Annotated in this window: 11 protein-coding genes; 7 read left to right on the top strand and 4 right to left on the bottom strand. The window is 63.0% G+C overall.

The window, feature by feature from the left end; all coding sequences use genetic code 11:
• Positions 1 to 594, bottom strand: a complete 594-nt coding sequence (locus ACQKPZ_RS20885) for a septation protein A (protein ID WP_391125384.1) — start codon at positions 592 to 594, stop codon at positions 1 to 3.
• Positions 595 to 661: 67 nt separating this feature from the next.
• On the opposite strand from ACQKPZ_RS20885, the gene ACQKPZ_RS20880 reads away from it, so the two are divergent.
• The 5 genes from ACQKPZ_RS20880 to rluB all read left to right on the top strand — a co-directional run bounded on the left by ACQKPZ_RS20880 (position 662) and on the right by rluB (position 5,116).
• Positions 662 to 1,522, top strand: coding sequence for a PHP domain-containing protein (locus ACQKPZ_RS20880; protein ID WP_427541714.1), 861 nt, complete (start codon positions 662 to 664; stop codon positions 1,520 to 1,522).
• A gap of 13 nt (positions 1,523 to 1,535) precedes the next feature.
• Positions 1,536 to 2,165, top strand: coding sequence for an L-threonylcarbamoyladenylate synthase (locus ACQKPZ_RS20875; protein ID WP_391125478.1), 630 nt, complete (start codon positions 1,536 to 1,538; stop codon positions 2,163 to 2,165).
• A gap of 125 nt (positions 2,166 to 2,290) precedes the next feature.
• Complete coding sequence (locus ACQKPZ_RS20870) at positions 2,291 to 3,016, top strand: segregation and condensation protein A (protein WP_427541750.1); 726 nt, start codon at positions 2,291 to 2,293, stop codon at positions 3,014 to 3,016.
• A complete protein-coding gene (scpB, locus tag ACQKPZ_RS20865; RefSeq protein ID WP_427541712.1) occupies positions 3,003 to 3,773 on the top strand; it encodes an SMC-Scp complex subunit ScpB in 771 nt (256 codons plus the stop codon). Before ACQKPZ_RS20870 ends, scpB begins: the two co-directional genes overlap by 14 nt.
• 275 nt (positions 3,774 to 4,048) lie before the next feature.
• Positions 4,049 to 5,116 (top strand): 23S rRNA pseudouridine(2605) synthase RluB, encoded by a 1,068-nt coding sequence (gene rluB, locus ACQKPZ_RS20860; RefSeq protein WP_391125390.1) that lies wholly within the window; start codon positions 4,049 to 4,051, stop codon positions 5,114 to 5,116.
• Between the two features lie 478 nt (positions 5,117 to 5,594).
• Here the strand turns inward: rluB and ACQKPZ_RS20855 are convergent, their stop codons facing one another.
• Positions 5,595 to 5,861: a hypothetical protein gene (locus ACQKPZ_RS20855; protein WP_427541710.1), complete on the bottom strand. Its 267-nt coding sequence runs from the start codon at positions 5,859 to 5,861 to the stop codon at positions 5,595 to 5,597.
• Between ACQKPZ_RS20855 and ACQKPZ_RS20850 the strand changes: the two genes are divergently transcribed.
• On the top strand, positions 5,860 to 7,278 hold the full coding sequence (locus ACQKPZ_RS20850) for an amino acid permease (RefSeq protein ID WP_427541707.1): 1,419 nt from the start codon (positions 5,860 to 5,862) through the stop codon (positions 7,276 to 7,278). The genes ACQKPZ_RS20855 and ACQKPZ_RS20850 overlap by 2 nt on opposite strands.
• A 176-nt stretch (positions 7,279 to 7,454) precedes the next feature.
• On the opposite strand, the gene ACQKPZ_RS20845 is transcribed toward ACQKPZ_RS20850, so the two are convergent.
• Entirely contained in the window at positions 7,455 to 8,339 is an 885-nt protein-coding gene (locus tag ACQKPZ_RS20845) for a LysR substrate-binding domain-containing protein (RefSeq protein ID WP_427541705.1), read from the bottom strand.
• Between the two features lie 152 nt (positions 8,340 to 8,491).
• Between ACQKPZ_RS20845 and ydiJ the strand changes: the two genes are divergently transcribed.
• Positions 8,492 to 11,512, top strand: a complete 3,021-nt coding sequence (gene ydiJ / locus ACQKPZ_RS20840) for a D-2-hydroxyglutarate dehydrogenase YdiJ (protein ID WP_427541701.1) — start codon at positions 8,492 to 8,494, stop codon at positions 11,510 to 11,512.
• Between the two features lie 120 nt (positions 11,513 to 11,632).
• Here ydiJ and ACQKPZ_RS20835 read toward each other — a convergent pair whose 3' ends face one another.
• Positions 11,633 to 12,820: an MFS transporter gene (locus ACQKPZ_RS20835; RefSeq protein ID WP_427541697.1), complete on the bottom strand. Its 1,188-nt coding sequence runs from the start codon at positions 12,818 to 12,820 to the stop codon at positions 11,633 to 11,635.
• Positions 12,821 to 12,842: the final 22 nt, after the last annotated feature.

Genomic DNA, 12,842 nt, shown 5'->3' with positions numbered 1-12,842 from the left:
TCAATCCTTGGGTTTGGAGGTAGAAGGGTCGTCGTGCAGGTGGCGCGACAGGTACACGCCTTGCGCCACCAGGAAGATCACGGTCATGCCCAGGCTGCCAAACACCTTGAAGTCCACCCAGAAGTCCTGGAAGGTGAAGGCGACGAACAGGTTGGCCGCGCCGCAGAACAGGAAGAAGGCGATCCAGGCGACGTTCAGGCGTGCCCAGATGGCATCGGGCAAGCTCAGGGCATGGCCCATGATGCGCTTGATCAGCACCCGGTCACCAATGAAGTGGCTGCCGGCAAAGCCCAAAGCGAACAGCCAGTTCACCACCGGTGCCTTCCACTTCAGGAAGGTTTCGCTATGGAAAGTCAGCGTCAGGCCGCCGAACACCAGGCAGGCTACCAAGGTCAGCCACTGGCCCTTTTCCAGCTTGCGCTGGCGCAGGAACAGCGCGCCGTACACCACCAGCGAGCTGATGATCAGCATGGCCGTGGCGCTGTAGATGCCGCCGAATTCGAAGCTGTGGCCGGCGACCTCCAGGGGGCGCGGGTCCAGCTTGTAGACGATGAAGAACAGTAGCAGCGGGATGAAATCGATGAATTGTTTCACAATGGCAGCCAGAATCGGGATGTGACGGCATAATAACAAACATCGATTCCAGCGAAAGCGCTCCTCCATGAATGTTGATCTGCACTGTCACAGCACGGCCTCCGACGGCGCCCTGTCGCCTTCGGTACTGGTTGCCCGGGCCCATGAGCACGGGGTGCAAACGCTGGCCCTGACCGACCACGACACCATCGAAGGCCTGCCTGAAGCGCGCCAGGCCTGCATTGAACGGGGCATGCGCTGGGTTAGCGGGGTGGAAATGTCATGCACCTGGGGTGGCGCGACCATCCACGTACTGGGCTATGACTTCCCGCTCGACGCCCCACCTTTGCTGGCGGCAATCGAGGCGCTGCACCGTGGTCGCTGGCTGCGCGCCGAAGAAATCGACAAACGGCTGGCAGCCAAGGGCATGCCCGACACGCTCGAAGGCGCCCGTGCCGTGCAGCACGAACTGGGCGACAGCGGCAACGCCCCGGCGCGCCCGCATTTTGCCGAATACCTGGTGCGCGCCGGGCACGTCAAGGACCGCGGCGAGGCGTTTCGCAAGTGGCTGGGCGCCGGCAAGCTGGGCGACGTCAAGCAGCACTGGCCGACCCTCGACGAAACTGTCGCTACCCTGCGCCAGTCCAAAGCGTGGGTGAGCCTGGCGCATCCCATGCACTACGACCTGACCCGCAGCAAGCGCAGACGGCTGATTGCCGACTATATTCAGGCAGGCGGGCAGGCACTTGAAGTGGTTAACGGAATGATGCCGGCCGAGCAGGTGGGCACGATGTCCATCCTCACCCGTGAGTTCGGCCTGTTGGCAAGCGCTGGCAGTGACTTCCACGGCCCCGGCACCTGGGGCGAGATCGGTGCCTACCGGCCTTTGCCCGAGGACCTGCCACCTCTGTGGCGTCGATTCAGCCATGAACAGCCTTTGGCGCTATGAACAGGACGACTACGTGAGCCAATTTTTCCAGATTCATCCGGAGAACCCACAGGCGCGCCTGATAAAGCAGGCCGTCGAGATCATCCGCAAGGGCGGGGTGGTGGTGTATCCGACGGATTCGGCCTACGCGCTGGGTTGCCAGATGGGTGACAAGACGGCCATCGAACGGGTGCGGCGCCTGCGCGGGCTGGACAAGACGCACAACTTCACCCTGATGTGCTGTGACATGTCGCAGCTGGGGTTGTACGCCAAGGTCGACACCGGCACCTTCCGCCTGCTCAAGGCGCACGTGCCGGGGCCCTATACGTTCATCCTCAACGGCACGCGTGAAGTGCCGCGCCTGCTGCTGCACGACAAGCGCCGCACCATCGGGCTGCGTGTGCCGGACCATGCCATTACCCTGGCTTTGCTGGCCGAGCTGGGCGAGCCGCTGATGAGCGTGAGCCTGATTCTGCCGGGCGACAGCGAGCCGATGACTGACCCCTACGAGATTCGTGAGCGCCTGGAGCATCATGTCGACCTGGTGATCGATGGCGGTTTCGGCGACCTCAAGGCGTCGACCATCATCGACCTGTCGGGTGACGAGCCGGAACTGATCCGCGCAGGCTGCGGCGACCCCACGCCGTTCATGGTCAACGCGTGAGTCAGGTAGAAGCACCCGAGGCGCCGGCTGAACAAGTGGACTCGCCCCGACAGCTGCAACTGGCCCTGGTCTATGGCGAAGCGGTCACTGAGCTGCCGCTGGACCTCTACATCCCGCCAGACGCCCTGGAGGTCATCCTCGAAGCCTTCGAAGGCCCGCTGGACTTGTTGCTGTACCTGATTCGCAAGCAGAACATCGACATCCTCGACATCCCCGTGGCAGAAATTACCCGCCAGTACATGGGCTACGTGGAGCTGATGAAAAGCGTGCGCCTGGAGCTGGCCGCCGAATACCTGGTGATGGCTGCCATGCTCGCCGAGATCAAGTCGCGCATGCTGCTGCCACGTTCGGCCGATGTCGAGGAGGAGGAGGGCGACCCGCGGGCCGAACTGATCCGCCGCCTGCAGGAGTACGAGCGCTTCAAGGCCGCTGCCGAGGGTGTCGACGAACTGCCGCGGGTGGGCCGCGACGTCGTGGTGCCACGCCTGGAAGCGCCGCAGGCCAAGGTGCGCAAGTTGTTGCCGCAGGTAAGCCTGGAAGAGCTGCTGATGTCCATGGCCGAGGTGATGCGCCGCAACGACCTGTTCGAAAGCCACCAGATCAGCCGTGAAACGTTGTCTACGCGCGAGCGCATGAGCCAGGTGCTGGAGCGCCTCAAGGGCGGCGCTTTTGTGCCGTTTGTCGAGCTGTTTGCCGCCGAAGAGGGCAAGCTGGGTGTGGTGGTGACCTTCATGGCGATTCTCGAGCTGGTGAAGGAATCGCTGATCGAACTGGTGCAGAATGAACCTTTCGCCGCCATTCATGTGCGGCTTCGCCCAGCGCTTGTTGAAGAACTTGATGAACCTGAATGACCCCCGCGACCTGGCGTCGCTGATCGAAGCTTTTTTGCTGGCTTCGGGCAAACCGCAATCCCTGGAGCGCCTGTACGAGCTGCTTGAAGAGGCCGAGCGCCCCGAGCCCGGCGTGTTCAAGAAGGCCCTTGAGGTACTGGGCAAGTCGTGCAGCGGCCGTGCTTTCGAACTCAAGGAAGTGGCAAGCGGCTACCGCCTGCAGATCCGCGAAGACTATGCACCCTGGGTCGGGCGCCTGTGGGAAGAGCGCCCGCAACGTTATTCGCGCGCATTGCTCGAAACCTTGGCCCTGATTGCCTATCGCCAGCCCATTACCCGTGGCGAGATCGAAGATGTGCGGGGTGTGGCGGTGAACAGCAACATCATCAAGACCATGATGGAGCGTGAGTGGATCCGCGTGGTGGGCTACCGCGAGGTGCCCGGGCGGCCGGCGATGTTTGCTACCACCAAGGCGTTTCTCGATCACTTCAACCTCAAGAGCCTGGATGAGCTGCCAGCCTTGGCCGAGCTGCGCGAAATGGAGCCGGAGCCGCTGCTCGACCCGGATGACGCGCCGGTACCGGCGCACTTGCAGGTATTGGCGGATGCCAGCATTGGGGAAGAAGAGGAAGTCGCGGAGCCGAAGGAGGAGACCAGTTTCCGTAGCCTGTTGGTGGAACTGGATGCCATGGAAGAGGGCCTGAAGACTGATTTTGATGATTTGCGTGAAGAGGAGCCTGAGGCTTCTGTGGAAGAAGAGGGCAAGGAACAGCCCTGATTTTTGCGGGTGCCTGTGCTGGCCTCTTCGCGGGCATGCCCGCTCCCACAGGTACCGCGCAATCCTCAGGGGCTGTGATATCTCTGTGGGAGCGGGCGTGCCCGCGAAAGGGCCGGTACTGCCGATGCATCACCATTAGGCAGAAACCCCTGCCAAAGCCCTTAAAACCTTCTACCCTCCAGTGCGTTCTCCCTCTGAACCGCGTATGATGCCCGGCCTTTTGGCGCGCTCGTCGCCAAAAAACTGTTTTCATTCCTACACCGGGAGGTGCCCAGATGAGTGAGCAAGACCTGCAAGATACCGAAATCACCCCTCCATCCGGCGAAAAGCTGCAGAAAGTGCTGGCACGCATTGGCGTGGGCTCGCGCCGTGACGTCGAGGCCTGGATCAGCCAGGGCCGCATCAAGGTCAACGGCGTCGAGGCCACCCTCGGCCAACGTGTCGACCTGCATGATGCCATTGCCGTAGACGGCAAGCTGATCAAGCGCGAAGAGGCCGCCGAGGCCACTCGCCGGGTGATCATGTACAACAAGCCCGACGGTGAAATCTGCACCCGTGACGACCCGGAAGGCCGCCCGACCGTGTTCGACCGCCTGCCACGGCCAAAAGAAGGTCGCTGGATCAACATTGGCCGCCTCGACATCAACACCACTGGCCTGTTGCTGTTCACCACCGACGGTGAGCTGGCTAACCGCCTGATGCACCCGTCCTACGAGATGGACCGTGAGTATGCGGTACGTGTGCGTGGTGAGGTCGACGACGAGATGATCGAGCGCCTGAAAGCCGGCGTGATGCTGGAAGACGGCCCGGCCAAGTTCACCGACATCCAGAAGGCACCAGGTGGCGAAGGCTTCAACCACTGGTATCACTGCGTGGTAATGGAAGGCCGTAACCGTGAAGTGCGTCGCCTGTGGGAATCCCAGGGCATGGTTGTCAGCCGCCTGAAGCGCGTGCGTTTTGGCCCGGTGTTCCTCAACTCCGACCTGCCGATGGGCCGCTGGCGTGAAATGAGCCAGGGCGAAATCGACATCCTGGCCGCTGAAGTGGGGCTGCAGCCGGTAGCGCTGCCGGCCATGAAGCTCAAGGCCAAGGACAAGATGGAGCGCCTGCAGCGCAAGTCGACCCGCCCACTGGGCCGTGGCGAGCGCGTACGCAACCTGCGCCCGGCCCACGAAGGTGCCGCTGGTGGCGAACGCCCTGCGCGTCAGCCGCGTGAAGAGGCCCCGCGCAAGAATACCCGTGGCAGCACGGTGGCCGAGCGCCCGAGCGAGATGCGCAAGCGCCCGGGCAAGCCCGATGGTGACAAACCAGCAGGCCGTGGCCGCGGCAAGCCGCGTGGCTGATTGGCCTTTGTGGTGATCGAGAAACCAGCCTTCGGGCTGGTTTTTTATGCCTGTCAGAATTTGGGGCTGCTGCGCAGCCCATCGCGACGCAAGGCCGCTCCTACAGGGGATCGCACCGGCCTGAAGGTGACGCGCTCTGTGTAGGAGCGGCCTTGTGTCGCGAAAGGGCCGCAAAGCGGCCCCAAGATATTGAAGCAAAAGAATATTTCGGACGACTGGCAAGTTCTTGAACCGGCTTGTAAAGAAATTTATACAAATGTGGGCTATTTCAGCCCTGATTCCAGATTTGACCAAACCGTGTAAACAAACCTTGCCGTCGCCCATGTGCAAAACCAGCCGCCCCCGCCTCACCCACCCTTGCCCAAACCCCCGTCTACACGGTGTTATAGCCGCCATTGCCGTGTGCAAGAGCCCGTCCACAGAGCCTGGCTGACAAAACAACAAATGGAGGCGCCATGTACGCCGATCACTTCGCCTTTCAAGGCCCTGCACCACAGGACCGCTGCGCTTTTTCTTCAGAAACGGTGCGGCGCGTTGACGCCTGCGCACTGGGGTATACAATGCGCCGCGTTTTACCTGTGACCCCTTTTGCGTACAGCGCACTCTTGATCACGCCCGGTTGATCCGCCCCGGCGGCACCTGAGGTCAGGAACCCAAGGTAACCACCTTGCCCATTCCGCTGCGCCACGAGCGCGGTGGGTCCGATTCCGTCACAGATAAAAACAATGCAGGTGACTTCGTTCATGAGTGGACAAAACATGCATTCAGGCGAGCTAAAGCGGGGCCTGAAGAACCGCCACATCCAGTTGATCGCCCTCGGCGGTGCGATTGGTACCGGCCTGTTCCTCGGCTCGGCAGGCGTGATGAAATCCGCTGGCCCGTCGATGATCCTTGGCTACGCCATCTGCGGCTTCATCGCCTTCATGATCATGCGCCAGCTTGGCGAAATGATTGTCGAAGAGCCGGTGGCCGGCTCGTTCAGCCACTTTGCCCACACCTACTGGGGCGGTTTCGCCGGCTTCCTGTCGGGCTGGAACTGCTGGGTGCTGTACATCCTGGTGGGCATGTCGGAGCTTTCTGCAGTTGGCAAGTATGTCCACTACTGGTGGCCAGAGATCCCTACCTGGGTCACGGCGGCAGCGTTCTTCGTGCTGATCAACGCCATCAACCTGATGAACGTGAAGTTCTTCGGTGAAGCCGAATTCTGGTTTGCCATCATCAAAGTCGTCGCCATCGTCAGCATGATCGGCCTGGGTGCCTACCTGCTCACCAGCGGCAGCGGCGGCCCGGACGCCACCATCGCCAACCTGTGGTCGCATGGCGGCTTCTTCCCTAACGGTGTCAGCGGGTTGGTGATGGCCCTGGCGTTCATCATGTTCTCCTTCGGCGGCTTGGAAATGCTTGGTTTCACCGCTGCCGAGGCCGACAAGCCGAAGAGCGTGATCCCCAAAGCGATCAACCAGGTCATCTGGCGCATCCTGATCTTCTATGTGGGTGCCTTGGTGGTATTGCTGTCGTTGACGCCATGGGACAACCTGGTCGCCAGCATCGATGCCTCGGGTGGCAGCTATGGCAGCAGCCCGTTCGTGCAGGTGTTCTCGCTGCTAGGCAGTGACGTTGCTGCCCACCTGCTGAACTTCGTGGTCCTGACAGCCGCGCTGTCGGTGTACAACAGTGGCACCTACTGCAACGCCCGCATGCTGCTGGGCATGGCCGAGCAGGGCGATGCCCCGGCGTCGCTGGCCAAGGTCGACAAACGTGGCGTGCCAGTGCGTTCCATCCTGGTATCGGCTGCCTTTACCTTTGTTGCCGTGCTGCTCAACTACCTGATGCCGCAGAACGCCCTTGAGCTGCTGATGTCGCTGGTAGTGGCGACCCTGGTGATCAACTGGGCGATGATCAGCTACTCGCACCTGAAGTTCCGCCAGCACCTGGACCGTACCGGCCAGAAGCCGCTGTTCAAGGCACTGTGGTACCCCTACGGTAACTATGTGGTGCTTGCCTTCGTGGTGCTGATCCTTGGCATCATGCTGATGATCCCAGGCATTCAGGTTTCGGTTTATGTAATGCCAGTCTGGCTGTTCGGCATGTTTGTGGTGTACATGGTCAAGCCGCGTCGCCGGGTGAATGCCGGTGGGGCTGCGGGTCACGTAGCCAAGTAAGTTGGTTGAAGCAGTATGAAGAAACCCGAAGTCAGGTGACTGGCTTCGGGTTTCTTGTTTTCTGTGCCGGCCCTTTCGCGGGCTAGCCCGCTCCCACAGGGAAATCACTGGACCTGAGGCAGCGCTAAACCTGTGGGAGCGGGCTTGCCCGCGAAGAGGCCGGCACAGGCAAAAATTCAGATCTGCTCCAGCAACCAGCTCCTGAATGCCCGCAAGGAAGGCAAGGCCTCATTGCGCGGCGGGTAGATCAGGTAATAACTGCGCTGGCTGGCAAACGCCACCCCGGGGCTGTAAAGCTCGCCTTTTGCCAGCTCCTCCTCCACCAGAATGCGTGGCACCAGCCCGATACCAATCCCGGCCCGTACCGCCTGGATCAGGTGTGAGGTCAGCTCGAAGCTCGGCCCCAAGCGCATCGACCGGTGCGGCAGGCCATGGTGCGAGAACCACTCGCCCCAGGCGTGCGGGTTATTGGCCACATTCAACAGCACCTCTTCACTGATCCTTGCCGGGTTCCAGCCTTGGCTATCCGCGCCGGCCTCCGTTGGCAGGATCACCACCAGTTCTTCAGCATGCAGGCGATGGCAGATCAGCCCCGGCAGGTCGTGGCTAGCCACGCCGATGGCGGCGTCGATCTCACTGGTATCGAAGTTGATGGCTTCGATGCGTGAATGAATGTGCACCAACATGCCCGGGTGGGCGCCGTAGAACGCATGCAGGCGCGGCAACAACCATTTGGAGCCAAACGTGGGCAGGGTGGCCAGGCGCAAGGTGCCCACCCCTGACTGGTAGGCCAGGGCCTGCAGGGTGGCGCTGCGGATACGCCCCAGTGCCTCACTGAGTTCGCGCTGGTACAGGCGGCCGACATCGGTCAGCTGTACCTGGCGGCCCTCGCGGCGGAACAGGGTCAGGCCCAGTTGCTGTTCCAGCGCCTGTACCTGGCGGCTGACCGCGCTCTGGGTCAGCGACAGTTCGGCAGCCGCGCGGGTATAGCTTTCATGCCGGGCGGCGGCCTCGAATGCCAGCAGCAGCGACATGGACGGTGTCAGGTGGCGGTAATTCATTCATAAAAGTCATTGATAGCGGCAGGATTATCCGTTTGCCCCTGAAGTGAAACTACAGGAACATTGGCCTATACGTCATCCCCGCATGGCAACATCCATGCGGGAGCGACAGGAATCCCGTGAACTAGCCAATATCAAGAGGCCATCCTTCGATGATCGCCCAGCTGTCGACCCTTGCGCCGAGCGCCAACTACCCCGAATTCCTCGAAGCCCTGCGCAACAGCGGCTTCCGTGGCCAGATCAGTGCCGACTACGGCACCCGCACGGTGCTGGCCACCGACAACTCGATCTACCAGCGCTTGCCGCAGGCGGCGGTGTTCCCGCTGGACGCCGACGATGTGGCGCGGGTTGCCACGCTGATGGGCGAGGCGCGCTTCCGGGATGTCAAGCTGACCCCGCGCGGTGGCGGCACCGGCACCAACGGCCAGTCGCTCACCGACGGCATTGTCGTCGACCTGTCGCGGCACATGAACAAGATTCTCGAAATCAACGTCGAGGAGCGTTGGGTGCGGGTGCAGGCCGGTACGGTGAAAGACCAGCTCAATGCCGCGCTCAAGCCGCACGGCCTGTTCTTTGCCCCTGAGTTGTCCACCTCCAACCGCGCCACCGTCGGCGGCATGATCAACACCGACGCCAGCGGCCAGGGCAGCTGCACCTATGGCAAAACCCGCGACCACGTACTGGAACTGCACAGCGTGCTGCTGGGTGGCGAACGCCTGCACAGCCTGCCGATCGACGATGCCGCGCTGGAGCAGGCCTGCGCCGCGCCCGGCCGGGTCGGCGAGGTGTACCGCATGGCGCGTGACATTCAGGAAAACCAGGCCGAACTGATCGAAACCACGTTCCCCAAGCTCAACCGCTGCCTGACCGGCTACGACCTGGCACATCTGCGCGACGAGCAGGGCCGTTTCAACCTCAACAGCGTGCTGTGCGGTGCCGAGGGTTCGCTGGGTTATGTGGTCGAAGCCAAGCTCAACGTGCTGCCGATTCCCAAGTACGCCGTGCTGGTCAACGTGCGCTACACCAGCTTCATGGACGCCCTGCGTGACGCCAACGCGCTGATGGCGCACAAGCCGCTGTCGATCGAGACGGTGGACTCCAAGGTGCTGATGCTGGCGATGAAGGACATCGTCTGGCACAGCGTGGCCGAGTATTTCCCGGCCGACCCCGAGCGCCCGACCCTGGGCATCAACCTGGTGGAGTTCTGCGGCGACGAGCCGGCCGAGGTCAATGCCCGGGTGCAGGCCTTTGTCGAACACTTGCAATCGGATGCCAGCGTCGAGCGCCTGGGGCACACCCTGGCTGAAGGTGCCGAGGCGGTTACCCGTGTCTACGTCATGCGCAAGCGCTCGGTAGGGCTGCTGGGCAACGTCGAGGGCGAAGTGCGCCCGCAGCCGTTCGTGGAAGACACGGCTGTACCGCCGGAGCAACTGGCCGACTACATTGCCGACTTCCGCGCCTTGCTCGATGGCTACGGCCTGGCCTATGGCATGTTCGGCCACGTCGATGCCGGCGTGCTGCACGTGCGCCCGGCGCTGGACATGAAAGACCCGGCCCAGGCAGCGCTGGTCAAGCCGATTTCCGATGCGGTGGCGGCCCTGACCAAAAGCTATGGCGGCCTGCTGTGGGGCGAGCACGGCAAAGGCCTGCGCTCGGAATACGTGCCGGAGTACTTCGGCGAGCTGTACCCGGCGCTGCAGCGCCTGAAGGGCGCGTTCGACCCGCACAACCAGCTCAACCCAGGCAAGATCTGCACCCCGCCAGACAGTGCCGAGGGCCTTACCCCGGTCGATGGCGTTACCCTGCGCGGCGACCTGGACCGCACCATCGACGAGCGTGTGTGGCAGGACTTCCCCAGCGCCGTGCACTGCAACGGCAACGGCGCCTGCTACAACTATGACCCCAACGACGCCATGTGCCCGTCGTGGAAGGCCACCCGTGAACGCCAGCACTCGCCCAAGGGCCGCGCTTCGCTGATGCGTGAATGGCTGCGCCTGCAGGGCGAGGCGAACATCGACGTTCTGGCTGCGGCACGCAACAAGGTTTCGTGGCTCAAAGGCCTGCCAGCGCGCCTGCGCAACAACCGCGCACGCAGCCAGGGCCAGGAAGACTTCTCCCACGAGGTGTACGACGCCATGGCGGGTTGCCTGGCGTGCAAGTCGTGCGCCGGGCAGTGCCCGATCAAGGTCAATGTGCCGGACTTCCGCTCGCGCTTCCTTGAGCTGTACCACGGTCGCTACCAGCGCCCGCTGCGTGATTACCTGATCGGCTCGCTGGAATTCACCATCCCGTACATGGCCCACGCGCCGGGGCTGTACAACGCGGTAATGGGTTCGAAGTGGGTCAGCAAGCTGCTGGCAGACAAGATTGGCATGGTCGACAGCCCGCTGATCAGTCGCTTCAACTTCCAAGCCACCCTGACCCGTTGCCGTGTCGGCGTGGCCAGCGTGCCGGCCCTGCGTGAACTGACCCCTGCCCAGCGCGAGCGCAGCATCGTGCTGGTGCAGGACGCCTTCACCCGCTATTTCGAAACGCCACTGCTGTCGGCCTTCATCGACCTGGCCCACCGCCTGGGTCACCGGGTGTACCTGGCACCGTACAGCGCCAACGGCAAGCCGCTGCACGTACAGGGCTTCCTGGGGGCGTTCGCCAAGGCGGCGATCCGTAACGCCACTCAGCTCAAGGCCTTGGCCGACTGCGGAGTGCCACTGGTGGGCCTGGACCCGGCGATGACCTTGGTGTACCGCCAGGAATACCAGAAGGTGCCAGGGCTGGACGGTTGCCCGAAAGTGCTGTTGCCACAGGAGTGGTTGATGGATGTGCTGCCCGAGCAGGCGCCGACTGCACCGGGCAACTTCCGCCTGATGGCGCACTGCACCGAGAAGACCAACGTGCCGGCCAGTACCAAGCAGTGGGAGCAGGTTTTTGCCCGCCTGGGGCTGAAACTGGTGACCGAAGCGACGGGCTGCTGCGGCATGTCGGGTACTTACGGCCACGAGGCGCGTAACCAGGACACCTCGCGGACCATCTTCGAGCAAAGCTGGGCGACCAAGCTGGACAAGGAAGGGGAGCCGCTGGCGACCGGTTATTCTTGCCGTAGCCAGGTCAAGCGCATGACCGAGCGCAAGATGCGCCACCCGCTGGAAGTAGTGTTGCAGTACGCCCAGCGCTAGGTTCGAGGGCCTTGGGGCTGCTTTGCAGCCCATCGCGACACAAGGCCGCTCCTACAAGGGGCCGCGCTTTCCTGTAGGAGCGGCCTTGTGTCGCGAAAGGGGCGCAAAGCGCCCCCGCTCTTAGTGGCCGCGCACTTGCCTGGCCTGCCTGTATAGATACAGGCTCAACACCAACCCACAACCCGCCGCCCCCGCCGCAAACAGAAACATCGACGCAAACCCGAACCCCGCCGCCACCGCGCCCACCAGCGGCCCGGTCACCCCCAGCGACAAATCGATGAACAGCGAATACGCCCCCACCGCCGCCCCGCGGTTGGCCGCTGACACCTGGTTCACCGCTTCCACACCCAGCGCCGGGAATACCAGCGAGAAACCAAACCCGCTCAGTGCTGCCCCCGCCAACGCCAGTTCGGCACTGGGCGCCAGCCACAGCATCAACAACCCCAGTGTTTCCACCGACAGGCAGGCAATCGCCACCCGGAAACCGCCTATGCGGTTGATCAGGTTGCCAAACAGCAGCCGCGCACTGATGAAGCTGGCGCCAAACAGGCTCAGGGTCAGCGCCGCATTGGTCCAGCCGCGGCTTGCGTAATACAGGGTGATGAACGTGGCGATGGTGCCAAAACCGATTGACCCCAGCGCCAGCCCCGAGCCATGCGGGAACACCTTGCCCAGCACCCGCAGGAACGGCAGGCGTACACCACTGACGATGGGCGCTGCCTGCTTCGGCCAGGCCAGCAGCAGGCCAAGCATGCACAGCAGCATGATGCTCACGCCCATGCTCCACAGCCCAAGGCTCTTGACCATCAGCACGCCCAGCGGAGCACCGATGGCCAGCGCGCCGTAACTGGCGATGCCGTTCCAGGAGATGACCTTGGCGGTGTTTTCTGCCCCCACCCGGCCAATCCCCCAGCCAATCGACCCCGACCCCACCAGGCTTTCGGCGCTGCCCAGCACCAGGCGGCCAACCAGCAGGCAGGCCAGGCTCAGCCAGGGCAGGTGAGTGAGGAAGGCGCACGCCAGCATGAACACCCCGCTAAGCCCGCAGCCGGCCAGGCCATACATGACGGCCTTCTTGCTACCGTGGTTGTCGATGATGCGGCTGGCGGTGGGGCGGCTGAGCAGGGTGGCCAGGTATTGCACGCTGATCACAAGGCCTGCAACCACGGCGCTGAAGCCCAGGTCGTTGTGCACATAGCCAGGCAGCACGGCCAGCGGAATGCCGATGTTCAGGTAGCCGATGAAGGTGAAGAGGACGATGGAGACGACTTGCAGGGTGACCGCAAGGGGGCGCGGTGAGTCGGGCATGGGGGCCTACGTGGGTTCTGGG

This window comes from Pseudomonas sp. NPDC089547 (assembly GCF_050280665.1).
Taxonomy (GTDB): Bacteria; Pseudomonadota; Gammaproteobacteria; order Pseudomonadales; family Pseudomonadaceae; genus Aquipseudomonas.
This window is presented reverse-complemented; position numbering and strand designations above follow the sequence as displayed.